22 protein-coding genes are annotated in these 26,932 nt (G+C 39.0%); 11 read left to right on the top strand and 11 right to left on the bottom strand.

Features of this window, described 5'->3' with window-relative positions; all coding sequences use genetic code 11:
* Window positions 1–6 precede the first annotated feature (6 nt).
* A complete protein-coding gene (locus tag ACSQ6I_RS04560) occupies window positions 7–1,854 on the top strand; it encodes a hypothetical protein (protein ID WP_438889151.1) in 1,848 nt (615 codons plus the stop codon).
* Here the strand turns inward: ACSQ6I_RS04560 and ACSQ6I_RS04555 are convergent.
* The gene (locus ACSQ6I_RS04555) at window positions 1,851–2,546 is read right to left on the bottom strand and encodes a C40 family peptidase (RefSeq protein WP_438889149.1); all 696 of its coding nucleotides are present in this window, start codon (window positions 2,544–2,546) and stop codon (window positions 1,851–1,853) included. The genes ACSQ6I_RS04560 and ACSQ6I_RS04555 overlap by 4 nt on opposite strands.
* 517 nt (window positions 2,547–3,063) lie before the next feature.
* On the opposite strand from ACSQ6I_RS04555, the gene ACSQ6I_RS04550 reads away from it, so the two are divergent.
* A complete protein-coding gene (locus ACSQ6I_RS04550) occupies window positions 3,064–4,002 on the top strand; it encodes a serine hydrolase (protein ID WP_438889148.1) in 939 nt (312 codons plus the stop codon).
* A gap of 129 nt (window positions 4,003–4,131) precedes the next feature.
* On the opposite strand, the gene ACSQ6I_RS04545 is transcribed toward ACSQ6I_RS04550, so the two are convergent.
* The gene (locus ACSQ6I_RS04545) at window positions 4,132–5,040 is read right to left on the bottom strand and encodes a TetR/AcrR family transcriptional regulator (RefSeq protein ID WP_438889147.1); all 909 of its coding nucleotides are present in this window, start codon (window positions 5,038–5,040) and stop codon (window positions 4,132–4,134) included.
* 121 nt (window positions 5,041–5,161) lie between these two features.
* On the opposite strand from ACSQ6I_RS04545, the gene ACSQ6I_RS04540 reads away from it, so the two are divergent.
* The 4 genes from ACSQ6I_RS04540 (at window position 5,162) to ACSQ6I_RS04525 (ending at window position 10,399) form a co-directional block, all read left to right on the top strand.
* The gene (locus ACSQ6I_RS04540; protein WP_438889146.1) at window positions 5,162–6,451 is read left to right on the top strand and encodes an ABC exporter membrane fusion protein; all 1,290 of its coding nucleotides are present in this window, start codon (window positions 5,162–5,164) and stop codon (window positions 6,449–6,451) included.
* On the top strand, window positions 6,448–7,626 hold the full coding sequence (gene devC / locus ACSQ6I_RS04535) for an ABC transporter permease DevC (RefSeq protein ID WP_438889145.1): 1,179 nt from the start codon (window positions 6,448–6,450) through the stop codon (window positions 7,624–7,626). Before ACSQ6I_RS04540 ends, devC begins: the two co-directional genes overlap by 4 nt.
* A 65-nt stretch (window positions 7,627–7,691) precedes the next feature.
* On the top strand, window positions 7,692–8,408 hold the full coding sequence (locus tag ACSQ6I_RS04530) for a DevA family ABC transporter ATP-binding protein (protein ID WP_438889144.1): 717 nt from the start codon (window positions 7,692–7,694) through the stop codon (window positions 8,406–8,408).
* A 236-nt stretch (window positions 8,409–8,644) separates the two neighbouring features.
* On the top strand, window positions 8,645–10,399 hold the full coding sequence (locus tag ACSQ6I_RS04525) for a pentapeptide repeat-containing protein (protein ID WP_438889143.1): 1,755 nt from the start codon (window positions 8,645–8,647) through the stop codon (window positions 10,397–10,399).
* A 277-nt stretch (window positions 10,400–10,676) separates the two neighbouring features.
* Here ACSQ6I_RS04525 and ACSQ6I_RS04520 read toward each other — a convergent pair whose 3' ends face one another.
* On the bottom strand, window positions 10,677–11,792 hold the full coding sequence (locus tag ACSQ6I_RS04520) for an AI-2E family transporter (RefSeq protein ID WP_438889142.1): 1,116 nt from the start codon (window positions 11,790–11,792) through the stop codon (window positions 10,677–10,679).
* A 523-nt stretch (window positions 11,793–12,315) separates the two neighbouring features.
* On the opposite strand from ACSQ6I_RS04520, the gene ACSQ6I_RS04515 reads away from it, so the two are divergent.
* Entirely contained in the window at window positions 12,316–12,984 is a 669-nt protein-coding gene (locus tag ACSQ6I_RS04515) for a DUF1614 domain-containing protein (protein WP_438889141.1), read from the top strand.
* A gap of 80 nt (window positions 12,985–13,064) precedes the next feature.
* Complete coding sequence (ftsH, locus tag ACSQ6I_RS04510; protein ID WP_438889140.1) at window positions 13,065–15,002, top strand: ATP-dependent zinc metalloprotease FtsH; 1,938 nt, start codon at window positions 13,065–13,067, stop codon at window positions 15,000–15,002.
* Window positions 15,003–15,092: 90 nt separating this feature from the next.
* Here ftsH and ACSQ6I_RS04505 read toward each other — a convergent pair whose 3' ends face one another.
* The 4 genes from ACSQ6I_RS04505 to petN all read right to left on the bottom strand — a co-directional run bounded on the left by ACSQ6I_RS04505 (window position 15,093) and on the right by petN (window position 18,355).
* Window positions 15,093–15,305, bottom strand: coding sequence for a hypothetical protein (locus ACSQ6I_RS04505; protein ID WP_438889139.1), 213 nt, complete (start codon window positions 15,303–15,305; stop codon window positions 15,093–15,095).
* A 315-nt stretch (window positions 15,306–15,620) separates the two neighbouring features.
* Window positions 15,621–17,702 carry a GAF domain-containing sensor histidine kinase gene (locus ACSQ6I_RS04500; protein ID WP_438889138.1) on the bottom strand — a complete coding sequence of 694 codons (2,082 nt, stop codon included), beginning with the start codon at window positions 17,700–17,702 and terminating at the stop codon, window positions 15,621–15,623.
* Between the two features lie 397 nt (window positions 17,703–18,099).
* Window positions 18,100–18,261 (bottom strand): hypothetical protein, encoded by a 162-nt coding sequence (locus ACSQ6I_RS04495; protein ID WP_323309816.1) that lies wholly within the window; start codon window positions 18,259–18,261, stop codon window positions 18,100–18,102.
* Window positions 18,262–18,268: 7 nt separating this feature from the next.
* Window positions 18,269–18,355 carry a cytochrome b6-f complex subunit PetN gene (gene petN / locus ACSQ6I_RS04490; RefSeq protein ID WP_013189847.1) on the bottom strand — a complete coding sequence of 29 codons (87 nt, stop codon included), beginning with the start codon at window positions 18,353–18,355 and terminating at the stop codon, window positions 18,269–18,271.
* 101 nt (window positions 18,356–18,456) lie between these two features.
* Here petN and ACSQ6I_RS04485 point away from each other — a divergent pair, with 101 nt between their 5' ends.
* The gene (locus ACSQ6I_RS04485) at window positions 18,457–18,909 is read left to right on the top strand and encodes a hypothetical protein (protein ID WP_438889137.1); all 453 of its coding nucleotides are present in this window, start codon (window positions 18,457–18,459) and stop codon (window positions 18,907–18,909) included.
* Window positions 18,910–18,912: 3 nt separating this feature from the next.
* Window positions 18,913–19,467: an exonuclease domain-containing protein gene (locus ACSQ6I_RS04480; RefSeq protein ID WP_438889136.1), complete on the top strand. Its 555-nt coding sequence runs from the start codon at window positions 18,913–18,915 to the stop codon at window positions 19,465–19,467.
* Window positions 19,468–19,472: 5 nt separating this feature from the next.
* On the opposite strand, the gene ACSQ6I_RS04475 is transcribed toward ACSQ6I_RS04480, so the two are convergent.
* Window positions 19,473–20,714 carry a glycosyltransferase gene (locus ACSQ6I_RS04475; RefSeq protein WP_438889135.1) on the bottom strand — a complete coding sequence of 414 codons (1,242 nt, stop codon included), beginning with the start codon at window positions 20,712–20,714 and terminating at the stop codon, window positions 19,473–19,475.
* A gap of 314 nt (window positions 20,715–21,028) precedes the next feature.
* Here ACSQ6I_RS04475 and ACSQ6I_RS04470 point away from each other — a divergent pair, with 314 nt between their 5' ends.
* Window positions 21,029–22,633: a glycosyltransferase family 39 protein gene (locus tag ACSQ6I_RS04470; protein ID WP_438889134.1), complete on the top strand. Its 1,605-nt coding sequence runs from the start codon at window positions 21,029–21,031 to the stop codon at window positions 22,631–22,633.
* 253 nt (window positions 22,634–22,886) lie between these two features.
* Here the strand turns inward: ACSQ6I_RS04470 and ACSQ6I_RS04465 are convergent, their stop codons facing one another.
* From ACSQ6I_RS04465 to ACSQ6I_RS04455, 3 genes are all read right to left on the bottom strand, one after another.
* Window positions 22,887–24,977: an NAD(P)H-quinone oxidoreductase subunit 5 gene (locus tag ACSQ6I_RS04465; RefSeq protein WP_438889132.1), complete on the bottom strand. Its 2,091-nt coding sequence runs from the start codon at window positions 24,975–24,977 to the stop codon at window positions 22,887–22,889.
* 276 nt (window positions 24,978–25,253) lie between these two features.
* Window positions 25,254–25,640 carry a thioredoxin family protein gene (locus ACSQ6I_RS04460; RefSeq protein ID WP_438889131.1) on the bottom strand — a complete coding sequence of 129 codons (387 nt, stop codon included), beginning with the start codon at window positions 25,638–25,640 and terminating at the stop codon, window positions 25,254–25,256.
* A 372-nt stretch (window positions 25,641–26,012) separates the two neighbouring features.
* Window positions 26,013–26,729 carry an NnrU family protein gene (locus ACSQ6I_RS04455; RefSeq protein WP_438889130.1) on the bottom strand — a complete coding sequence of 239 codons (717 nt, stop codon included), beginning with the start codon at window positions 26,727–26,729 and terminating at the stop codon, window positions 26,013–26,015.
* Window positions 26,730–26,932 lie beyond the last annotated feature (203 nt).

Below are 26,932 nucleotides of genomic sequence, written 5' to 3'. Positions count from 1 at the left end.
TAGTTGATGTTTCTTGCCTCTTCTGCTAAACCTATTGATGACAATCTTAAAAATCTAGTAGAAAAAATTGAAGCGCAAAGTTCTAGTTTATCAGTTTTAGCTGCGCGTCAATTATGCTATAGTCTGCGTCAAAATACTGTAGAATTAACTATCAAAGAACCACGTCAATTTAATGTACTTGAAGAATTTATTATCCGCGCTGGTATTGAGTTTGATCCTGCACCAACATCAGATGAATTAGCCTCTGTACTTGGGCTTGATGCTGTATTTGTAAAAAGTACAATTTCTACTCTTCAGTCATTACAAACTTTAGCAGTAACATCACCAATTACAGTTACTACAGAAGGGCGTTTATTTTATGAAAAAGGAACTGTTCCTCAACCACCATATGCTGTACAGATTTATGCTGTTACTGACTTTTTAGGTGGAAATATTACCTTTCAATCAGAATCTTTAAGTGATGTCACCATAAAACTACCTGATTTAGCAACTTTTGTAAATATTGAAAATAAAATAAACAATATCTCTTCTTTACCACTTGAGAAAATACAAGAAATTCTTCAAGATTCAAATTTAGCGTTTCATGTCCCAGAAGAGAGTAAAATAGTCACTGCTTTTAAAGTGATACCACCAACACAAATTTTTTGGAAGACTATATCTCTGTTTGTGATTTTTGATGCAATAGAAGATAAATTGAGCGTTCAACTTAGAAGAGGAAAGCAAATTTTAGAAAGGGAATCAAATTGGCTGGAGTCACTACTAAATCAAGGTAAAATATCCTTACCAGCATTGTGTGAATTGTCAGATGCAACCATCAATTATGCGCGTGAGGCAATTTTTAAGCATAAAAATGATGAAATAGAATCTAGACTAGAAAAGATTCGCCAACAGACGCTAGAAACCTCACAGGGTGAAGCTATGGCAGTGCAGTTACGAGACGGAGAAATTGCTCCAGCTTTTTTAGAAGTTTTAAATTCAGCAAAACATCAAATTCTGCTTTATTATCCTTGGATAAGTCAGGCTGTTGTCGATGATAAATTTATAACTCTGCTACAAAAATTAGTTAATAATGGAGTTGGGATTTTAATTGGTTATGGAATTGCACGACAAAAAGAAAATGAAGAAAGATCAATACCACCGGAACTTAAAGACAAATTACAATCAATAAAAACTCTTGAAAGTTTACCAGGTGTACAGATTTTTTGGTTAGGAAATTCCCATGTAAAAGAAGTCATAGTTGATCAACAAATTCATCTTTGCGGTTGTTATAATCAGCTTTTTTATCGTGGTGGCTACTTACCAACAGGGGAGTCAGTTTATAAAGTCACAATTCCTGAAGTTGTTCAGGGAGCATATCAATTTTTTGATTATCGCTGTCAAAATCATGTTCAACAACTATGGAAAAATGCTTTACAAAATCGTGAGGTTGAATTAGCTATAGAAGCCCTCTGCATTTGGGGTGCGCTGGGTATGGAAGATATGGGAATTACAGAAATAGAAGCAAATAACTGGTTGGAACTTGTACCGATTTGGTTAAATGTGGTAATTCAGAGACTAAGGGCAAAAATTTTACCCGCTGGTTTACAAACTGCATTTGCGTTGTTAAATAAATTTTCTGGTGAAGAAATATTTATTGATTTATTGGTTCAGGGATGGCGTAGAGTGATTATTAATATTGCTCATCAAAATCCTCAAACTGCTGTAGACTTATTCAGCAATGGTGTATGGGAACAGTTTTTGCGTCTCCAAATAGTCCAACCAAAGGAGTCGCTAGATACCTTTATATTGTCCCAAAATGAAACTCAAAAGCCAGTTAAGAAGAAAGTTGCTACAAAGAACCTGGAACAGCGCTAATTCTGCGGTTTGTAGCACTTGACAACTCTACCAGCACCGCGCAATTGTTTATAATAAGACTGACTAACTTGATCTCCTTGTTCCGAAAGTTGATCAATACCAATGCCATTGCGTCCTTGTTCTTTTCCTGAACTATGAATATAGCAACTATCACCCAAATACAAACCTACATGAGTTGCTTTTTGGGGAGTTCCAAAAAATATTAAATCCCCTGGTTGTAATTCAGTAAAATCAATTGGTTGAGTAAAATTTTCTTGCTGATAAGCATCTCTCGGTAGCCAAACACCTACAGATTTAAATGCTGCTTGCATTAAACCAGAACAGTCATAATTGGGTGCAACTGTTCCACCCCAAAGGTAATAATTATCTTCTTCTTTTGCCGCTTGAATAAAAGCGATAACTGCTGGTATGCGTTGTTGAATTTCTGCTGCTGAGATGAATTGGGGTTGATATACTGCTTCTGTTGGTTTGAGAAACTGCAAATCTTGAACAGATAACCATCCGGGATAGTCATCTTCACACAAACAAACTGCAACTGCTGTATCTTGATGATTTAACGTTACTCGTAAATGTCTTCCTGTTGCGGCTTGGGTTGCCAAGCGGGTGCATTCAGGAGAATCATATAGATTTAGGTCAATGTTACAGTAATATTCTTCTGTTGGGGAATGGGGAATTAGTAAGTTTAAAGACATAGGTAAATCTGGTTTAGATAAAAAATAATATTGTCTGAATCAGGATTTTCAGGATTTAAGGATTTTCAGGATAATGCAATAATCATTTTGTTTAATTTCTAAATCTTCATTTTGTCTGAATCAGGATACCCAGGATTTAAGGATTTACAGGATCATACAATATAGCGGTTCTCGGTTGAGTGAGATACAAGAACCCCACCCCCAACCCCCTCCCCGCAAGCGATGAGGGGGCTATGATGTATTTCATTCAAATGTATACCGCTATAACCATTCTGTTTAATTCCTATATCTTCATTTTGTCTGAATTAGGATGTTCAGGATTTAAGGATTTACAGGAGCATACAATCACCATTCTGTTTAATTCCTAAATCTTCATTCAGATAAATATCCTGTTAATCTTTAAATCCTGTTAATCCTGATTCAGTCTAATTATAGTTACTATCTTAGTAATTATACAGGTAATGATAGGATTGAGCGAGAAACTAGACTCCTGATAGCATAAGGACATTATTTACAAATGGTTTTTTTTAATAAAGACGAACAACTAGAAAATCTCGGTAATGAAATTTTAGAGGCAACTTGGTCTAATTTTGCAAGTTTAGCTCGAAACCAAATTGCTTTAACTTGGGTTGTGTATGATCCTCCTGTACTTGTAAATACAGGTGGTGCTTTAACTCCTGACGCTTTTTGGAATCATCCGGTGCGAGGATTTAGTTATCGTGGTGTAGAACGCATTTATCCTGCTAGTGTGGTGAAGTTGTTTTATTTAGTAGCGGTTCATGAATGGCTAGGAAAGGGAATGACTCAGACTTCCAAGGAATTGGAGCGAGCTTTGCGGGATATGATTGTTGATTCTAGCAATGATGCTACTAGTTTAATTGTCGATATTCTCAGCGGGACTACTTCTGGAGCAGAGTTACCCGCTGGACCTTTTGAAACGTGGAAATATCAACGCAATATTATTAATCGCTATTACCAGTCTTTGGGGTGGGAGGAAATGGGGACGATTAATGTCTGTCAAAAAACTTGGGGAGATGGTCCCTATGGACGGGAAAGGGCGTTTTATGGGGAGATGTTTGAAAATAGGAATATGCTGACTGCCAATGCTGCGGCGAGGTTATTGCATAGTATCGTGGGTGGGGTAGCTGTGTCGAGTGTGCGATCGCAATCCATGATGTCTTTACTCAAACGCAGTATTAAGGCTGATGAGTTACCCCAAGATGTCGAAGAAGACCAAGTTACAGGCTTTATAGGCGATGGATTACCGGAAAATAGTCAAATTTGGTCAAAAGCTGGTTGGACAAGTTCTGTGCGCCATGATGCAGCTTATATTGAATTACCAGATCAGCATCCTTATCTATTAGTGGTATTTACAGAAGGGAAAGCACAAGCCAAAAGCCGGGAAATTTTACCTTTTGTTTCTAGGAAAATTGCGGAAGCGGTTAGCAATTTATAAACATGATATAAGTTGTGCGTTAACAGAGTTTAACGCACTCTACCAGATCAGCAATTTCATCACAAATACTTGAATCCTTCACGGCTGCTAACCAACCCTGCTGTAACTCTATCCATGTATATACAAAAATCACTCTCTCGACTCCTGATTATCTCCAAATCCTTGACGCGCAAAGATTTCAATCATCTCGCTGCGGGTCAAATTATTTGCTGCGGCTAATTCGTCTAACTTTGCCCAAGCAGTATCTGTAAGCCTGATAGACCGCAACTTTTTAGTCTCAGAACCATAATCAGCCTGAAATTTACCCCCTGGTGTGCGCTTGCGTCTGGGTGATTTATGCCTTGTGCCGGAATACTTGTCACCATGTATATCTTTTTTATTACTAGTGATTAAATTAACTAAATTATCAATCAAGCGATCGCTCTCCATTGGCAAAATCTCTTGACTATGGAGCATATTCTGAATAATTGTGAAATGGATTAATGTACCCTTAAAAATCCGTGCAGCTACCTCTGGATCAGGTAATTGTAGTTCTGGATGGGCTTTAAAATATTTGCTAATCACCTCCAAAGCAGGTTTATCTACATTGCGGACGAATACTTGTGCTAGAGAGGGAAACCTCCCAGATTCGGCAATAATCAGCCTCACAAGACCCAGTAATTCCTGTGAACAATTAGTATTATCTAAAATATTTTTTGCCAAGCGACGCAGCACAATCTCAGGTTCACCTTCCAGAAATCCGGGTTCAGGGTTAAAAACAGCCAAATATTTTTTCTGCGCTAATCCTTCAATCAATGCAGTGAATAATCCTTCCTTATCCTGAAAATAGCTGTATACAGTTGTTTTCGATACACCTGCGGCGGCTGTCACCTTATCCATTGTTGTCGCAGCATAACCATGCGCCAAAAATTCCTGCATAGCACCAGCCAGAATAGCATCAACTTTATCTGCTAATAGTGATTGTCTTTGGTTTTGTACTCCTTGTGAAGGCGATCGCTCTACAAGACTTTCTTCCACAGCTTTGTTCTTTTTTCGCATATAAGCTACCCAGATTAATTTTTCCGGTGACTATTGACATTATTGTAATGTACAGTTTAGTTTAGTAGTGTCACTAAACTAATTAGTTTACTTACCATCCTAAATTTTAAGAGAGAAACTTATGGTACGTGATGTAGCATTTAAACCTAGTTCTCGACCAATAATGATGCTGGGAACAGCGATAATTATCGGCATTAGTGGCATACAAGGGTATAGACTTTTACAAAATCAGTCTAAAGCTGCCGATAAAACTCAAGTTTCCCAAGTCAGCATACCGCAAATTAAGACTGTGACAGCCTTAGGGAGACTCGAACCCAAGGGAAAAATAATTAAACTTTCCGCACCTGCTTCTAGTCAAAATAGCCGAGTAGAGACACTTTTGGTTAAAGAAGGGGATAACGTGAAAGCTGGGCAAATCATAGCCATTTTGGATAATCGTCCCCGTCTCGAAGCCGCTTTTCAAGAAGCCCAAGCATCTGTAAAAGTTGCCCAAGTAAACTTAGAAAAAGTGCAATCCGGCGCGAAATTAGGCGAAATAAACGCCCAAAAAGCTGAAATTGACCGAATAGAGGCACAAAAGCTAGGAGATGAAACCGGACAAAGACAAGCCGTTGCTAGATTAGAAGCTCAATGGCAAGGTGAGACAACAGCACAACAAGCAACAATTAATAGACTCCAAGCTGAACTCAAAAATGCTCAAGTAGAACTGCAACGCTATCAACAACTTTACCAAGATGGGGCAATTTCCCAGTCTTTATTTGATACTAAAAGCCTCAGTGTAGATACCATTACCCAGCAATTGAGTGAAGCTAGAGCCAACCTCAACCGCATTGATAGCACAGGACGCGAGCAAATTAGGGAAGCCAAAACTGCTCTAGCACGGATTAACGCCACAGGTAGCAAACAAGTTAGTTCAGCCACAGCCACCTTAAACCAAATAGCCGAAGTGCGTCCGGTAGACGTAGCAGCAGCAAAAGCCGAAGTTAACCGTACTATAGCCGCAGCCAAGCAAGCCAAGGCAAATTTAGACCAAGCTTATGTGAAATCACCCCAAAGTGGTGTAATTTTTGATATTTATACACGTTCTGGTGAAGTAGTATCCAACGACGGAATTGTCGAAATTGGACAAACTAAGCAGATGTATGCAGTTGTGGAAGTTTACCAAAATGACGTAAGTAAAATTACTCCTCAACAAAAGGTAAAAATAACTAGCAACTCCCTACCGGGTGAATTACAGGGAACCGTAGATTGGGTAGGCTGGAAAGTACAACGGCAAAATGTGATCAATAGTGACCCCAGTGAAAATATTGATTCGAGAGTTGTAGAAGTTCATGTACAGCTAGATAAAACATCTAGCCAAAAAGCAGCAAAATTTACTAATTTGCAAGTTAAGGCAGTAATTTCACTATGATAGGATTAATTCAAGAACTGCGAAGACGCACACCTTTAGGATGGTTACAACTCAACCACCACAAAAGTAGACTATTAGTTGCTTTATCCGGTATTGCTTTTGCTGATGTTCTCATCTTCATGCAGCTTGGCTTTCAGAACGCCTTGTATGACAGCAACACCACCTTAAACCGCGCTGTGCTTGCAGACATCGTTTTAATCAGTCCGCAAAGCCGAAATATGCAAAATATGTCCACTTTTTCCCGAAGACGACTGTTTCAAGCTGCTGATGTACCCGGTGTTAAATCAGCCGAAGCCATGTATATCGGTTTAGTAACCTGGAAAAATCCCCAAACACGCCGTAAGACATCAGTGCAAGCAATCGGGTTTAATCCTGAACAAGCTGTATTAGATATACCAGAAATCAACGCCCAATTAGATAAACTTAAATTACCAGATCACTTCCTTTTTGACCGGGGAGCTAGAGGTGATTATGAGCAGGTATTTAGCCAAATTGATGCAGGTAAAATTGTCAGCACAGAAATAGAAAAAAGGACAATTAATATTAGTGGATTATTTAAATTAGGAGCATCCTTTGGTGCTGATGGAACGCTAATTTCTAGCGAAGAAAACTTTCTCCGCATCTTTCCCAAACGACAGGTAGGAAGTATCAATCTCGGCTTAATTTCCATTCAACCAGGCTATGATCCACAACAGGTTGCACAAGCATTAAAATCACAACTAAAAAATGAAGATGTGAGAGTTTTTACTAAGCAAGAATTTATTAAATTTGAAGAAGATTATTGGAAAAAAGAAAGTCCCATCGGCTTTATATTTACAGTAGGCGTATCTATGGGATTTATTGTTGGGGTCATTATTGTTTATCAAGTTCTTTCTACAGATGTAAATGCTCATCTCAAAGAATACGCCACATTTAAAGCAATGGGATATCAGAACTCATACCTATTAGGTGTAATTTTTGAAGAAGCCATTATTTTAGCAGCATTAGGTTTCATTCCTGGATTCATAGTACCTTTAGGACTTTATCAACTGACTAGAAATGCCACAAACTTACCGATATACATGACCTTAACAAGAGCGTTAATAGTTTTTCTATTGACAATCATCATGTGTACAATCTCCGGCACAATAGCCACTGGTAAACTACAATCAGCCGATCCAGCCGATATGTTTTAAACACTTCAAAATCACTCTCTGTGCCTCTGCGTCTCTGCGTGAAAAACCTCTTTAAAACCTCGATTATGCAAACTATTAATTCTCTAAAACCAGTAATTTCAATTCAAAACCTCGACCATTACTTTGGGACTGGACAACTGAAAAAACAAGTATTATTTAATATCAACCTTACCATTAACACAAGTGAAATTGTCATCATGACAGGCCCATCAGGTTCAGGAAAAACCACATTATTAACCTTAGCCGGTGGGTTACGTTCTGCTCAATCAGGAAGCTTGCGAATATTAGGTGAGGAATTATGCAAAGCTAATCCCAAACAACTCACCCAAGCGCGACGAAATAACGGCTATATCTTCCAAGCTCATAACTTACATGGTAGCTTAACAGCACTGCAAAACGTGCGAATGGGTTTAGAATTACAACCAAAAATATCAACTCAAGAAATGCTCAATCGTTCAAAAGCAATGCTAGAAGAGGTAGGATTAGGAAATCGAATTGATTACTACCCAGATAGTTTATCCGGTGGACAAAAACAACGAGTTGCGATCGCACGAGCATTAGTAAGTCAACCTAAAATAGTCTTAGCAGATGAACCGACAGCCGCACTGGATAAGCAATCTGGGCGGGATGTGGTAGAATTAATGCAGAAATTAGCAAAAGAGCATGGTTGTACAATTTTGCTCGTTACCCACGATAATCGCATTTTAGATATAGCAGATCGCATTGTTTACATGGAAGATGGTCATCTGGTTAGGGATGGTGTAGGTGCGGTGACTGCGTAAAAGAAAAATTTTTTTTATCTTCATGCTTGATGTAAGTTACAACAAGTTTGTAAATCACTTAAGCTTTTAATGGTGTCTGTAATTCTAACAATAGAACCCATCTGTTGCCACCTCCTTTCAAATTGCTGGAGAGGGTGTGGTTAGGGAAAATTTATTTATATCCTTCTTTCGTTAGTCTAGCTTTGATATTGGGAAAACTATAAATATAGACACACAATGATAGTTAGTGAAAATTAATGAATACGTCTGATTCAGAACTCAATTTAGCATCTTTAGCAGATCGAATTTCTCAAGTTGAAGCAGAGCAAAATCTCAGACGAAAAAATATTGCTTGGCTAAAACAGTATTTTGATGAACTGAAGCAGGAATTTAATAATAGACCAGAATTAGAGAAATTTGAAACTATACAACAAGAGGTTGCACTTTTAACTACTCAAGTAGCTGAGTTGCAACAGTGTTTAAATCAATCTTTTGATCTGAGTGAAGGTTTGAATAATAGTGAAACTTCAACTGAGATTAAAATTCTAGATGATGCAGAAATAGTGAAGGAGTTTTTTGAAAGAGTAGAACGTCGAGAGAATCAAGGTGTATTGATAAAAGAAGAGGCTATTAATGAAATTAGTGATATTACTGAAAGTGAGCAAGAAGAAGAAATTGATGTAATTGAGGAAGAAACGCAAGATAGCAGAAAATTCAGAGATTTAGAATTTCAAATTGAGAGAATAATGTGGTTAGTTAATAGGATTTATGCAGCAGAAGAAGATTTACAGGATATACCTGTTGATGGTAAAGAGTTTTGGCGCAGGTATGAAGCTGGAGAAAGAGATTTTACAGGTATTAATTTAGCTGGTGTTAATTTGAGTGGGAAAAGTATAAGTAAAGTCAATTTCACTCAAGCCAATTTCAGAAATGCTAATCTCAAGGGTGTTATCATAACTTATGGAAAATTAAATGGTGCAAATTTTCAGGGTGTAGATATTAGTAATGGTAGCTTATCTAACATTACTTTGAATGAAGCTAATTTTGATAATGCCAATCTTGAGAAAATAAAAATCACGTCAGTAAGCCTAGAAAATCTCACACTAAGAAAAGCGAACCTAAGTGGAGCGCTTCTTTATCAGATTAACATCAGCGGAGCTAACTTAAGTGGAGCTAATTTGACTAAGGCAAACTTGAGAAAAGCCAAGCTAATTGGCTCAAATTTGAATAACGCTGATTTGATTAATGCCAATCTTTTGGAAGCCAATCTGGAGGATGCAAATCTTGAAGGTGCAAATCTTCAGCAAGCAATTTACAATCCACAAACCATCTTTCCTAAAGATTTTGTTCCTGAAAAAGGTGCATATTTAATTGCCCCAGGTGCGTCATTAGCAAAGGCTGACTTATCTGGTACTGACTTAAGTTATGTTAATTTAACTGGGGCTGATTTATCATATTCAAATATGGAATTAACTAATCTGCAAGCTACAGATTTAAGTCAGGCTAATTTGAGTAGTACTAATTTAACTAAGGTAAATTTGCACAGTGCAAAACTCATTCAGTCAAATATAAGTTTCTCAAACTTAAGTGAAGCGAATCTATTTTGTGCTAACTTAACTGGTGCAAAACTGACTAATACAAATTTAATGCAAACAGTGTTAAAAGGTACTAATCTTACGGCTGCTGAATTATCTGGAGCAAATTTGACAAACGCAGAATTTAGTGGAACAAATTTCAGTGGTGCTACTCTTAGTGGAGTAAACTTGGTTGGTGTCAATCTCAGCGGTAATTTCAGTGGTGCTAATTTGAGTAAAGCAAACCTCTGTGGGGCATCTTTCCACGGTTTGAACCTAGATGGAGTTAACCTAACTTTAACAGACTTGCGGGGAGCAAACCTAAGTCATGCCAAGCTAGAAAAAGCAAATCTAAAAGATGCAAATATTAGTGGAGCAAATCTAGAAAAAGCAAAGCTCACAGGTGCAATTATGCCAGATGGTACAACCCATGATTAGATTTTAACAAGGTTTACCAAAAGAGCAATTCCTGGAGTGTTCCGTCGGAGCGATCGCTCTCAATATCGCTATTTACAATAGACATCGACCGAATTTACAGCGGATTTCATTTAAATGAGATACAAACTTGAATAATGAAACTCTTGTGGTGCGGGCATCTTGCCCGCTGGGTATGTACATCCCAACAGCGAAATCTGCTGTAAATATGCGTTATCCAGAACCTTTGTAGAAACGTTCCATATAACGTCTCTACAATCTTTTTCACTCCTATGTCTAATTACTCTTCATCCTTCCCCATAACTTCCACTTCCTGAATGTCGTTGATATCAGCAGATTCATAAACCATCACTAATTCATTATCTAGTTGATGATTATGCCGCCATTCATCCAAAACATCTTTAACTAATACTTCTTGTATCCAAATTTTAGCGACAACAGTTAAAGGCAGTGCTAATAACAATCCTAAAAAGCCAAAGAAAGTCACAAAAAATAACTGAGAAATTAAGGTTACTGCTGGCAATAAAGATACCTGATGTGCCATGACTACAGGGGTGATAAAATTACTCTCAGCTTGTTGAATAAAAAAGTAGAGAATTAAGACAGCAACAGGTTTCCAAGGAGAATCCAAAAGAGCGATCGCCATTGCTGGAACAACGCTCATAGTTGGTCCCAAATTGGGAATTAAATTCATAAATCCTGCTAAAACTGCTAGTGCTAAAGCTGCCTTTACACCCAAAACTGATAAGCCCACCAAGCTCATCAATCCCACCACAAAGATAGCAATAAAAGCCCCTGTCACCCATCCTTCCAATGAAGTTTCACACTTAGCTAAAATTCCCTCTACTCGTCGCCGATAAAATGAGGGAAACAGCCGTATAAATACTTTACGATAAGCATTAGGATCTGCTAAAAACATCCCTGTTAAAACTAGCACTAAGAGAATATTCAGGACAATTACCAAAGAGCCAGAAACAAAGGCAAAAGAGTTTCCCAATACTCGATTAAATAAGGGCTGTGCTTCGGAAATTAATCCGTTAAGATCGGGGATAAAAGGTGCTAATTGGTCAGGAATGTGAGTTCTCTGTTCGTCAATCCAATCATTAATACGCTCAAACCCTTGGGGAACTCGTAAAGTGAGTTCTTGAAATTGCTGGGCAAAGGGTGGCACAATCAGCCAGAAAAAGCCAATTACACCAGCGAAAAAGAGAGCTACTGACAGAACAACAGCAAGGACACGTTTCATCCCTAAGCTTTCCAAACGTTGAGCTAACCTATTTAAGGCAGTTGCTAAAACAACAGCAGCAAATATCAGTAATAGTACTTCTCGTAGTTGCCACAATATATATAACGATATTACTAAGGCAATTAAACCAATCCATTGACCAAGTTTCACACACTAACTCCCAAAACTTACTTTGATAAAATTTTCTAGCTATGTAGCTAGGTTATCTGATTTTAAGGGTTTCCCCCTAGAAAATTGCAGTTAATTTTGCTTTTGTGCTGGAATTCTCCAAAGTAGGACAGTTATCATAATTACAGTAGGCAATAAAATTAGAATTAGTACGTTTGTTGATGTGTCTGGAATCAAAAACATCGGACCGACATACTTAATCAAAAATGATATTACAGTTGAGAGTAGAAGTAGCTTTAGCAAGAAACCTAGTTGATTTTTCATCCAAGTACGGCAATACACATTTTTTTGGTGGGGTATACACGAATTTAAACTGCACGATTCAGTTTCTACAATAGGTATCAGATACAAAAATTTACTTGTCTTGATTTTGTAGCTGTAAACATACACAACAAAATTAAATTCTCGAAAATATGGGAATAATCACATTCTCTAGTTGCTGGTAAATTGCCAAAAGGCTGGATTGGATGCTGTAACTTCCAATTAATTCTATTTTCTCACACCTATGATTTATCTACCAGTTTCATTACTGTTATTTATCGCTTTGTTGCTGTTGCTGCCATTTATCTGGTTTGCTGTAGCAATAGATGTGGTAGAAATTGCAGTAGCCAAGTTGGGTTTTTCTCCTAATATTGCCTTTTTATTATTGCTGCTAGTAATTGTTACTAGTACAATCAATATTCCCCTTTATCGCTTAGAAGCTCCCTTTCAAGTAGCGGATGAATTTGCTGCACTGTGGTTAAGGGAATTTTGGGGCATTCCATTAAGGAAAATACAACGTTCTACTGTGGTAGCTCTGAATGTGGGTGGTGGATTAATACCTGTAGCGTTGGCATTATACCAATTTTATCAGGGAAATGCTTTGGCAATTCTGCTAGTTACTGCCATTGTAACTGTTGTCAGCTATTTTGCAGCCCAGGTAGTACCGGGAATTGGCATTCAAATGAATCCATTGCTTGCTCCTTTGAGTGCGGCTGTGTCTGCCATGCTAATAGCCTCACCTCATGCTGCACCTGTAGCTTTTGCTGGTGGTGTTCTGGGTACGCTCATTGGTGCTGATTTGTTGCATCTAAAAGACATTCAAGCTATGAGTTCGGGTGTGTTGAGTATTGGTGGTGCTGGTGTATTTGATGGTATTGCTTTATGTGGATTATTTGCTTTGTTATTAAGTTGAAAAAAGGGAAGAGGGAATAGTGGGAAATGGAAAGGCTAATAAACTAATGACTAATAAACGAATTTCATTGAGGTGATATTATGCCTGTTGAAACTAATAATAATAACCAGATAAAAACGCCGAAAATCCGGCAGGTTGGTGGTAGCTTTTTAATTTTATTGACTCTGTTGTTGTTGCTGAATTTGATAGTTCCGAGTTTGTTTGGGACTCGATTGCAGCAAGTTCCTTATAGTGATTTTATTGCTCAAGTAGAAGCTGGTAAGGTAGATAAAGCGGTTGTGGGGAGCGATCGCATCGAATATTCTATCAAAACCCCAACCCCTGAAGGTAAAATCGCTGAAAAGGTATTCACAACCACACCTGTAGCCATTGATTTAGATTTACCGAAAATTCTCCGCGAGAATAAGGTCGAATTTGCCGCACCACCACCAGCCGAAAACGCCTGGATTGGCACAGTATTGAGTTGGGTGGTTCCCCCATTAATTTTCTTTGGGATTTGGGCTTTTTTAATGAATCGTCAAGCTGGTGGACCCGCAGCGTTGACAGTAGGTAAAAGCAAAGCCCGCATTTATTCTGAAGGTAGTACTGGGGTAAAATTCCTGGATGTAGCAGGTGTAGATGAAGCTAAAGCTGAACTAGAAGAAATCGTTGATTTTCTCAAAAATGCGACCAAATACACCAACTTAGGGGCAAAAATTCCCAAAGGTGTGCTGTTAGTTGGACCACCTGGTACTGGTAAAACATTACTAGCAAAAGCGATCGCAGGTGAAGCCAGTGTTCCCTTCTTCAGCATCTCCGGTTCCGAATTTATCGAATTATTCGTTGGTGTCGGTGCTGCGCGAGTCCGCGACTTATTTGAACAAGCCAAACAACAAGCACCCTGTATCGTCTTCATTGATGAATTAGACGCTTTAGGTAAATCTCGCGGTGGTTCCGGTGGTTTCGTCGGTGGTAACGATGAACGAGAACAAACCCTCAACCAATTACTCACCGAAATGGATGGTTTTGACGCTAACACCGGTGTAATTATCATCGCTGCTACCAACCGTCCCGAAGTTCTTGACCCCGCTTTACGTCGTCCCGGTCGTTTTGACCGTCAAGTTGTCGTCGATAGACCTGATAAAATTGGTCGCGAAGCAATTCTCAAAGTTCACGCTAGAAATGTCAAACTTGCCGAAGATGTGGATTTAGGAATTATTGCCACTCGCACACCTGGCTTTGCTGGTGCAGATTTAGCCAACTTAGTTAATGAAGCCGCATTATTAGCAGCGAGAAATAATCGTCAAGCAGTACTCATGGCAGATTTCAACGAAGCCATTGAACGTTTAGTTGCAGGTTTAGAAAAACGTTCTCGTGTCTTGAATGAAATCGAGAAAAAAACCGTCGCTTATCATGAAGTTGGACACGCTATAGTTGGTGCATTAATGCCCGGTGCTGGTAAAGTTGAAAAAATTTCTGTTGTTCCTCGTGGTGTCGGTGCTTTAGGTTATACAATTCAAATGCCAGAAGAAGACCGTTTCTTAATGATAGAAGACGAAATTCGCGGACGCATTGCCACATTATTAGGTGGACGTTCTTCCGAAGAAATTGTCTTTGGTAAAGTCTCTACTGGTGCTGCTGACGATATTCAAAAAGCCACTGATTTAGCAGAGCGAGTGATCACAATTTATGGAATGAGCGATAAACTCGGTCTAGTTGCCTTTGAAAAAGTTCAACAGCAATTTATTGAAGGTTATGGCAATCCTCGACGTTCAATTAGTCCCCAAATGACAGAAGAAATTGACCGAGAAGTTAAGCAAATCTTGGATAATGCCCATCATATTGCCCTAAGTATTCTTCAATATAACCGCGACTTACTAGAAGAGATTGCCCAGGAACTATTGCAAAAAGAAATTCTGGAAGGTGTCTATTTACGGGAACGCATTACCCAAGCAAAAGCACCCGCTGACATGGGTGAATGGTTGCGGACTGGTAAGTTAGATAGTGATAAACCATTGCTGCAAACACTATTGGTTTAGAGTTTTTTTAAACGCAGAGGAACACAGAAGTAACGCAAAAGTTTGCGGAGATTTTCTTCTGTGTTTCTTTTCTAATCAAAACTCAAAGCGCTATTTTTTTTCTTCTAATTTCTGTATTTCTTTCTCTGTCCGTTCGTAGGGTTTTGTCTTTGGTCGCCAAGAGGGAAACAGGTTAAGAGCAAAGTTGTTCATGGCTGTACGAGTCTGAGTACTGGCTTTTCCTAAAGCACCAGGTAACACCTGATCTCCTCCTGCTACAAACAGTAGAAAGCCAATGAGTATCAAAGGCATATATCGTTTCATTTCTAAATTACCTCACAGACGGCACTAAGTAGGTTAGCGTTAAAAATTGTCGTTGGGATAAGGCAGGGAGCAGGGAGAAAAAGAGTTTTAGCCTTGTTTACTTTTCTTTACACAGTTTGGTTTTATTCTGCCTACCTACTTATCACAATTAATAAATATCTATCTCACCAGTATGCCCAAGGGTTTAGCTAAATGACAACTCCTCTTTGATGTCAAAATTAGTATATATGCAGTTATATCGAGTTATTTGTGTATATTGTCTGTAATGAGAATATCAAACTAAATTGTCTAAAATTCTCAATGTTGCATCAATTATTAACTTGAAATTTTTAGGGGAATTTCAATCAAAAACTCACAACTCTTACCAGGTTCAGACACACACTTAATTTGACCACCATGTTTTTCTACAATAATTTGATAGCTCACAGATAAACCTAACCCAGTACCTTTTCCTGGTTCTTTAGTGGTAAAGAAAGGTTCAAAAATACGTGATTCCATGCCTTTGTCAACACCACAACCATTATCAGCAATGCAAATCAAAACAGATTTTTTTTCTGTAAGTTCTGTCCGAATCCAAATTTTAGGCTGGTCAGTTAATTTTCCATCTGCTATTGATTTTTCTAATGCCCAAATTGCGTTATTGATAATATTCAAAAATACCTGATTTATCTGGGCTGCATAGCAGAATATTGGAGGTAAATTACCATACTCCTTAATGACTTGAATGGCTGGAAAATTTGTCTCTGTTTGCAGTAGTCGATTTTGAAGAATTGAAAGTGTACTGTCGATGCCTTCATGTAAATTAATAGGCTTCTTTTCTGCTTGATCAAGGCGAGAAAAAATCCTTAATGAAAGAACCAGTTCACGAATACGGTTAGCCCCACTCATCATGGAATTGAGCATTTTTGGCAAATCATCGGCAATAAAATCTAAATCTAGAGACGCTACTTGCTGTTGAATTTCTGCTGTTTGTTGAGGATAGCTTTCTTGGTAAAGATGTATGAATTTTAGTAAATCTTGAGCATAATTATTAACATAAGGTATATTACCATAAATAAAACTAATTGGGTTGTTAATTTCATGAGCTACTCCAGCTACTAACTGTCCTAAAGCAGCCATTTTTTCACTTTGAATTAACTGGCTTTGAGTTTCCTGCAATTCTTTCAGAGTTTGAGCAATTTCTTCTTTTTGACGTTGTGTCTGTTTCAACAATTCTGCTTGCTGCAAAGCTACACCAAATTGTGAACTAACTTGGGTGAGTAAGTAGACTTCATCTTCTTGCCAATCACGGGTTTCTGTGTTTTGATAAACTGCTAATAAGCCCCAAATTTTATGATTATAAAGGATAGCAATAATTACATAAGCCTTCGCTTGATAGCTTTCTAAAACTTTGATGTAACAGTCGCTAAATCCGGCATTATAAATATCATTACAAACACGATATACTTCACCTTTAGCAAACTGACCACCTCCTGTATTTTGTAGGTATGTATCAGTAGAAGGTTCAATTAAATCTTTTAATAGGCATTCACTGATATTTTCTGCTAATTCTGGTTGTTTTAACTGTTCTTCCATGAGAGTAACCCAACCCTCGGTGACAGCCTCAAATACGAATTCACCACTCCAATCGGGATTGAAGCGATAGATAGCGACGCGATCGCTATTCAGTAACTTTCTGAGTTCTTCGGTAGTGGTGCGGAAAATGTTTTCTAAGTCTAGAGACTGGCGAATTTTTTCGATAGTTCTAGCTATGGTTTTTTGCCATTCTGCTGCTTTTTCTCTGGCTTTAGCTTGTGCAAGTTGTGCAGATTGTAGTTTCATTTGTTCTATGTAATCTGCTTGCTGTAAGGCAACTCCCAGATGTTCGGCAATTAATTTCACAAATTCAATTTCCGATGCTTCCCATTGCCGAGGTCCACTACACTGATGAATACACAGCAAACCCCATAAATCCTGACATTTCATCAGGGGGACAGCTATATTGGCACGGACTTGGAATTTTTCTAACATTTTCACATGGCAATCACTAGCAACATCTTGATAAATATCCGATATTGCCTTAATTCTCCCTTCCCGATAAAGTTGGATAAACTCCTGTGCAAAGCAGTGGTCATGCAGTTTAGTGGCTAAGATGGAAACTGATTCTGTTCCTACATCTTCATAGATAAATTCGCCTTCCCATTCCAAATCAGGATAAAAGCGAAATACCCCAACCCTATCTGTGTTAAGCAACTGACGAATTTCTGTAACTGTAATTTTGAAGATAGTGTTTATATCTAAAGACTCACGAATGTGGGCAATGACTCTAGACAGAGCTTTTTGTTTTTCACCCAGATTCTGAGAAAACGTCATATCTAACTGATATTTTTTTTTGGACTTTCGTGGTGTCAGTTTCATGATCAAATATTTTTCTATCCCCCACAGGAATTTCTATATCGACAAACAATTTTAGATTGACCCTACAGATAAATTTAAGGGTTTTTACCAATAAGAAGACGTTTTAAAAGTTCTTAGTGATGTATCAAATACTTTTATATACCCCTAAATCCCCATTCAAAAGGGGGACTTTGATTCCTGTTTGCCCTCCTTATAAAGTCAATACGTGCCTAAAGTCACAGCCCATTACTTTTAAAACAACCTCTAAGAAATTATTGCTCAGTCTTCTCTAAGGTAACAATAAATATGGGTATATGTTGAGTATATACATATAAATAGCGTAGGGACACGATCAGATCGTATCCCTACAACAAGATTTATTACCGCAGAAAAAAGCACTACATGTGCTGAAATAGAATCATCGCCGCTTGACAGTGCTGCGTCTAAGTTCGCGGGTTTCGTCTTCTCGACGACGGCGATCGCGCCAATCTGCTAATGTCAAATAAACGACACCGCCTGTAACTGACACTAACAGCACTACGGCAACCAAAGCCAAAATACTCAAAAATGGACTTTCCACGATTCCTCTATAGTCCGTTGCGTCCCCAAACTACCATTGAAATCGACCAAGTGAACACAACCAAAAGTGATACCCAACCCAGTGTCAAAATCATAGTTCCACTTTTCAAATAATTACAAAACGGCTCTAATATTTATCATACCGGGAAAAGGCAGTTGATTCGTTAATGGACTTGATAGCAGATTTGGCAAAATTATGGAACTAATGGCAGAACGGTTAGAATCGGTAAAAGCGGGAATCATAGGCAGTATATCTCTGGGTTCAGCTTTCCTGATCACCAGTCTTTTCAATGGGTTTGTGCTAACTGAGTATCTTGCGATACCTGTTACTCAGGAATTGAATTTAGAGGTATTAGCTAGTGGTGCGATACCTTTGGTGAACGGAGTTATCGCAGGGTTTTCTGGATTTCTATTTGGTGTCACCTACCGCTATATCATCCGCATTGATACGAATCCTCACTTGAAAACTGGTGGGATTTGGGCTTTTGGTTTGGTGCGAGGATTAACTCAAATAGAAGTGGGCTGGAATTATACTGGCGCGATTTTGCCTTTCTTGATATTCGCAGGGGAAAGTATATTATGGTTTACCTTTGCCGCTATTATTCTCGACACAGCTATTTTACTAGGTTGGCTCAAACCCTTTTCATAACTTATGAGTAATAATTATTTTCTGATAGTCGATCTTGAAGCTACTTGCTGTAATCAACGGACTATACCGCGTCACGAAATGGAGATTATCGAAATTGGTGCGGTAATGCTGAATAGAACAACTTGGGAGATTGATTCTGAGTTTCAACAATTTATCCAACCTGTTCGACATCCCCAACTTACAGCTTTCTGTACGGAATTAACAAGTATTACTCAGCAACAAGTTGAGTCAGCACCTCTATTTATAGAGGTAATTCCCCGGTTTAAAGAATGGATTGATTCATTTCCTAATAATATATTCTGCTCTTGGGGTAATTACGACAAAACGCAATTTCTCCAAGATTGCAAATTTCATAATATTTCCTATCCTTTCGGTTCTGAACATAGAAACATCAAAAATGAATTTTCTGAATATTTGGGTGTATCTCATAAGTTTGGTATGGCGCAAGCTCTTAAACATTTAGACATGGAATTACAAGGCACACATCATAGAGGGATTGATGATGCCCGTAATATTGCTGCTATTTACCGTTATATGCAAACTAGAAAATTTGGTTAGTATAACTATTTTACTTCAGTTACCCGCCAGCTTAATTTGAGGTTAACCCAGAAATTCCAGATTGTGGCAACTGCGATCGCTATCAAGTTAGCAATATAGCGATTAGGAATGAGGAAATTAAACACTATATTCAACACCATCACGTTCAAAACTAATCCTGCCAAGCAAATCACATTAAACTTCAAAAACCGCTTCAATCTTGGCTTCCAACCTTTTTGGAGCATGGAGACATCCGCAAATGTCCAAGCATCATTCCACAAGAAATTATTGAAAATAGCAATTTCACCAGCAATAATTTTACTGCGTGTTAAGGGTAAGGCGAGGGTTGTTGGATCACTTAATAAGTAAAGCATCACCATATCTACAAATACCCCACTTAGTCCCACTGCACCAAAGCGGAGAAATCGACCTAGAGGGAAATTAACTTTTCTCCTAATTTTGCCTATGCGTCCAGTAGATACCCGTAATCGGACTAGGTGATGGATATACTCTAAATATTGCTTCCATGTTACCTTGCTTTCGCCTTCTGTCCGTTCGCGGAAGACATAACCAGCTTCAGCAATTTCACCCACTTTTCCCCGGCCGATCACCTCTAAAAGAATTTTATAACCTACAGGATTAAGAGTGGCATTAGCGATCGCACTCCGCCTAACCATAAAATAACCACTCATCGGATCAGACACCCTTCCCAGCACCCCTGGTAATATAATCAATCCCAACACTTGCGCCCCACGAGACAAAAAGCGCCTAATCACACTCCAACTACTAACACCACCACCATCTACGTGACGACTGGCTAAAGCCAAATCTGCCCCATCTTCTATCTTCCCTAAAAGTTGCGTCAACACCTCTGGTGGATGCTGTAAATCCCCATCAATCACACCTAAAACACGCCCTGTAGCTGCTTGCCACCCACGAATTACTGCCGAAGACAGTCCCCGTTCCTCTTCTCGTCGCATCACCCGCAATTGGGGGTAATCTGGTATCAGTGATTGTGCTACTTCCCAAGTCCGGTCTGGGCTATCATCATCCACTACAATCAGTTCATAATTACCAGGGATAGCCTCATCCAGTAAGTGACTTAAAATATTGACTACATTTTCGATATTGTCACGCTCTTTATACGTAGGAATAACTAGAGATAGAAAAATTGGATGATCTACAGTCACATCAACGGGTGGATATTCAGAAATCTTTAATACGCCAGTGGGAACTGCTAACAGAGAGTTTGACGAGTTGGTATTCATAAATTAAAACTTTGATACTTAAATGTAAGTGTAAAAATTTACTTTTAATTGGAACAGTCTTCTCCTATCGGATACACCATACTTTTTTATACATCTTTTTTATCCTCTTAGCAATTGTGCAGTTCTAATGTGAAGTATTGGCAAAGTTTTTTGCTCCAGTATTTTCATTTAGTTTATCGTAACTTTATATTTAAATACTGTTACTTATGTAAGAATACTTATTAGGCATTTATTCCCAGCATATTTAACCATTTGCAGTTAACAACAACCGCTAATAAATTCACCTTAAAAACCCATATTTAATTCTAGAAAGCATGAACAAAATCTCTAGAATTCTTCCTCCTAATTGGCTAGGAGCTTTAATGATTACATTATTAATACTAGCCATATTTTTTCGCTGTGTTAATATTGATAAAAAAGTTTACTGGCATGATGAAGCATACACATCACTAAGAATTTCTGGATATACTAAATCAGAATTAATCAATGAAGTATTTAATGGAAAAGTCCTACCTATTGAAACATTAAAAAAATTTCAGCGCCCAAATTCTGAAACTGGATTAACAGATACAATCAACTCTTTAGCTGTAGATGATTCTCAACATCCGCCACTTTATTACGGGATGCTAAGATTATGGGTGCAAATTTTTGGTAATTCAATTACCAGCGCTAGGAGCCTATCAATTCTCATTAGTTTATTGTCTTTACCTTGCATTTATTGGTTATGTTTAGAATTATTTAAATCACCGATAACTGCATGGATAAGCGTTGCCTTGATGACAGTGTCACCCTTTCATGTTTTATATGCCCAAGAAGCACGACAGTTTGCTTTATGGATTTTAACCACATTATTAAGTAGTGCAGCTTTCTTGCGAGCGATCAAGATTGGTAGTAAAAAGAATTGGGGATTTTATGCCTTAACAGTAGCATTAGGATTGTATACATTTTTATTTTCTGGACTGGTAGTAATTTCCCACGGTATTTATCTATTATTCATAGAAAAATTTAGGCTTACCAAACAATTTAGAGCCTATCTAGTCGCAGCTATTATTGGTTTCATCTCTTTTATACCTTGGATTTTAAATATTATTAATAACCTAACTGTAATTGAAAGTTCGACAGCTACTGCACAAATAAGACAATCTTTATCAGTTTTAGTTTCTACCTGTATTAAAAATATCAGCTATTTGTTTGGTGACTTTTGGATATATGAACAATTTATGCCAGATTTAGATATACCAATTTTACGATTGGGCAGATTTTTAGTTCCTCTATTTTTAATTTTAACCATATATTCATTCATATTTATTTGTCGTCGAACCTTACCGCAAGTATGGTTATTTGTTTTGATTTTGAGTGGTGTATTTGCCTTAGCTCTCATCTTACCTGATGTGATAATTGGCGGTAAGTTAAGCATTCGTCCTAGATACGTAATTCCCTCTTATATAGGTATTCAATTATCCGTTGCTTATTTGTTGGCAACTCAAATAATTACTTCTAAAGACATAGTTCGCAAATTTTGGAAATCAGTATTAGTTGTTTTAATTTCTATTGGTATTCTATCCTGTGCAGTTAGTTCTCAGGCAGATGGATGGTGGACTAAAGGTAGAAATACTCATTCAGAAATAGCTCGTATTATCAATCAATCAGCAAATCCACTTTTAATCAGCAGTACCTATTCCCTAAATATTGGTAACTTGATGTCGCTAAGTCATCTACTAAATGAAAAAGTGAAAATACAACTAGTATTAAATTCAAAACCTGCTGTGCCTGAGATTCCTGATGGGTTTAGTGACATATTTTTATATAGTCCCTCACCAGAATTTCACGCTGAACTGGAGAAAATATATAAATTAGATACTGTTTATAAAGATGGTAAGCTGTCGCACCTGAAGAAAAAATTTAGTAAAACTGCTTAGATTAATTTAAATTTCCCAAATAGCCTTCCGCAAACCCGAAGTAAGTAAGTGTGCAGAATAAAACCAAACTGTGTAAAGAAAAGTAAACAAAGCTAAAACCCTTTTTCCCCTTGCTCCCTGCCCCCTGCTCCCTGCTCCCTGCCTTATCCCAACGATAATTTTTAACGCCAACCGACTTATCCTCTCTGCGACTCCGCGCCTCTGCGTGCAAAAAAATAATCTAGGGGCGGACAAACGCCCACCCCTATAAAAATCAGGTAACACCAAAAACAATTACCAAGCCCAAAACAGCCCCAAATACAATCAAGGCATAGAATTGAACCCGACCATTTTCTAGGTATTTCAACCCTTCTCCACTGACAAGAGTAAAGAAGCCTGTAAGGTTAACAGCACCATCAACAACGCGGAAGTCAACTTCCATCACTTGTCTAGCAACACGACGTAAACCGAGGACAAAGACACGATGATAAATGTCATCAAAGTACCACTTGTTCAAGGATAGTTCGTAAAGAGGCTTGATTTTAGATGCGATCGCAGCAGGGTCAATTTTCCGGGCTAAATACATCAGCACCGCCAAAGTAATTCCCACTACAGAAATAGCAATTGAACTACCCGCCATCACATAAAATTCATGGGGGTCAAATTCAGCCGCTTTTTCCATCACTTCAGCCAAACTTTCGTTAGGAGAATAGATGAACTGCTCAAAATAATTGGCGTAGGGAGTACCCACCAAACCAATCAACATCGAAGGAATTGCCAACACCAACAACGGTAAAGTCATTGTCCAAGGGGACTCATGGGGAGAGGTGCTGTGGTGTCCGTGGGAGTCATGGGAGTCATGTGCAGCCAATTCTCCTTTTTTCATTGCCCCTGGGCCAAAGTTAGGCGCTAATTCTGCTACACCTAATTTTTCAGCAGCCGCAGCCGCAGCATTTTTGAGTTGGGTTTTGATTTTTTCGTCATTACCCCGGAATTGCCCTTCAAATGTCGAGAAATACATTCTGAACATATAAAAAGCGGTAATCCCGGCAGTTAGCCAACCAATCAACCACAACAGGGGGTTAGCAGCAAAAGCCGCACCCAGAATTTCATCTTTTGACCAAAAACCAGCAAAGGGAGGAATCCCGGAAATTGCCAAGCAACCAATTAAGAAAGTGATACTAGTTGCGGGCATATACTTCCGTAGTCCGCCCATTAAACGCATATCCTGCGCTAAAACGGCATCATGACCAACAACGCCTTCCATGCCGTGAATTACCGAACCTGAACCCAAGAATAGCATCGCCTTGAAATAGGCGTGGGTCATCAGGTGAAATAATCCAGCAGAGTAAGCGCCTACTCCCATCGCCATTACCATGTAACCGAGTTGGGAAATGGTGGAATAAGCCAGTCCCTTTTTGATGTCGTTTTGGGTAATAGCGATAGTCGCACCCAAAAATGCGGTAAATGCCCCAGTAAAGGCAATCACGTTCATAGCTGCGGGAACGTTTTCAAATACTGGGTACATCCGGGCAATCAGGAACACACCCGCTGCCACCATTGTTGCCGCGTGGATGAGAGCAGAAATGGGGGTGGGGCCTTCCATCGCATCTGGTAGCCAGACGTGGAGGGGAAATTGAGCAGATTTAGCAACTGGGCCGAGGAAGACGAGAATTGCTAACACGATGGCGAGGAAATTGCTCACAGAACCGGTTTCTACTAGTTCAGATAAGCGATCGCCCATAATCATGAAATCAAAGCTTCCTGTCGCCCAGAACAGCCCTAAAATGCCAAGTAATAGACCGAAGTCACCTACCCGGTTCGTGACAAATGCCTTTTGACAAGCATCTGCTGCTGCCTTGCGATCGTACCAAAAGCCGACTAGGAGGTAGGAACACATCCCTACCAATTCCCAGAAAATATAAACTTGTACCAGGTTGGGGCTGACCACCAGACCCAACATTGAGGAACCAAACAAGCTGAGATAGGCATAAAACCGCACGTAACCTGGGTCATGCGCCATGTAGCCATCAGTGTAAATCATGACTAAGAAGGCTACTGTTGTCACAATCACCAGCATTAAGGCTGTCAGGTGGTCAATAGTGTAGCCCATTGTCAGGTGAAAACTACCTGCTGCTGCCCACTCAAAGGTACGGAGATAAGGCTCATGTCCTTGAAATTGACTCCACAGCAAGGCCAGCGACAGCCCCATAGCTGCTCCCATCAGGGAGATGATTACCACAGCGTTAAGCTGCCGCAGGCGATTTGTCACCTGATTTAACGAGATTAACCCTAGACCGACCAGCATTGCTCCTAAAAGAGGTAACACTGGAATCAGCCAGGCATACTGATAGATTACTTCCATCACTGACGCCTACTTTTATAATTCTTGACTAAGTTAGGATAGTGCTGCGGAAGCTTCCTTTGCAGGCAACTGTCCAGGTCGGAACTGTTAATAATTGTGACACACACCCTACAGGATAAAATACCCCACCTATGAAGCTCTTGGTGGGGTGTTAAGCATGGTTTTAGATTTGGGGACTTTTTACTGGGGATTGGGTATCGGATATGGAGATATTGGTGAAGATCAGGAATTATATATTTTCTGCCCCTGCCCCTGTTCCCTGGCCCCTGTCCCTCATCAAACTGTGTGGCATTCTAGGTCTGCTGTTTTGGGGATACTGTAGGTTTTAGGGTTAGTAATGTAGTTGAGTTTTATTTCTTCTAAGGCCAGACGTAAATCTTCTCTACTGCGAAAACCTTCTAGGCGCTGTCGGACTATACCTTTTTCAATCAACAGTAAAGTTGGTAGTGACTTAAGTCTATAGGTGGTAGATAGCTTGAAATTCTGGTCGGCGTTAACTCCCACAAGTTTAATTTCGTCGCCGCATTGAGCTTGAAATTGTAGCAACAAAGGGTGGATGATGCGACACAAGCCACACCAAGGAGCCTCAAAATTAACTAACACAGGAATTGGAGATTCTAAAACTTCTTGAGTAAATGTCCGCTCACTGACCGACAACACCATGACGCCTCTTGATTTATAGGGTTTTTATATCAAAGTAACTAGCATTAGCAGAGATTGGCAAGTCAGTCTTTAGGAATATTAGCGCTTATAATTACAGTATAGCTATGTAATAATTCAGCGCTTTTATGGTTGTGCTGACAAAAAAGCCACCGTGAATGTCGCGCTGGCTTTTGTTGATGTTTAACTCCTGATTGCCGTTTCCTCCCCAGGAAAGTAACTTGACCAGCAACTACCAAATATAAAATCTCAAACTAACGGAGGAAAATCCCACTGAAAGCTATTTGAATTTATCCTACATTGATTTGGTGGTAATTGATAACCGGGAATTTTTATGAGATTAGTATTTATTGTGATCTTGGGGATCACTAAAAACTACCACGCTATCCTACTAGTTGCTACGACTAACAAGGGGTGTGACCACCAAAGCAAAGCGACAAAAATGGCAACTCCCAAGTAAGCAGGACGCAGAAATTCTTCCCATTTGAGAGATTGACGACCATCAAAAATTGCTTGAAAGGGAATAATTGAAGTTCGCTGTTTAACTACTTCAAAAGCTTCTCCATAGCGATCGCGCAAACGACGATCTCCATGCCAAACCCCAAAGAGGTGATGTAGCACTAAACCCAGTGATGTGACTAGGGTAAAAGTAGTCCCTAACCAGAGGGTATGAGCAACGCACCAAATCACTTGTCCTACCATTTGCGGATGGCGAGTAATCCGCATAATTCCTGTCTCGTAGAGACGAACTTCTGGCTTTTGAATAGCCGCAATTTCTAGTAAATTGAAGGTGGCAGGGTATAAAAATAAAAACGAAATCGCTGATAGCACCCAAACTACTGCTTTTACTCCCGGTATGCCTTGCACTTGCCACAGTTGCAAGCCATCATAACGGTGGTTAAAAAAGTAAACAATTAATATTCCTGCTAAGGGTAAGCTAACTAATGCAAATAAAATGCGATAAAGTCTTGGTCCGATGTATTTTTCTGCCCAAGGACGAAGGGCTGCGCCTCCGCTGTGAGCGATCGCAAATGCTAATTGTAGCCCCAGCATGACAAAATAACTGGAGGTGAACCAAGGATTCGGCATCATAGACACAAGTGAAGTAATCTTAAAGAAAACTAAATTCAGTACCACCAATACCACAAAGTATGCACAAGGAGACTTTAGTCAAGATGTTGTGGTAACGTCTTCTTGGTGTCAAGCCTCGAAGTTGAAAGTGCAATACAACTAATACCACCTAGTGTTTAAAAGAGAACTTTATTCAAGATGTTGTGGTAATGTCTTGTTTGAGT

Origin of the sequence: Anabaena sp. WFMT, from assembly GCF_051781005.1 — a bacterium.
In the GTDB taxonomy this organism is placed as follows: Bacteria; Cyanobacteriota; Cyanobacteriia; order Cyanobacteriales; family Nostocaceae; genus Anabaena.
The sequence above is the reverse complement of the archived record's forward strand: the minus strand, read 5'-3'. Positions and strand labels throughout refer to the sequence as shown.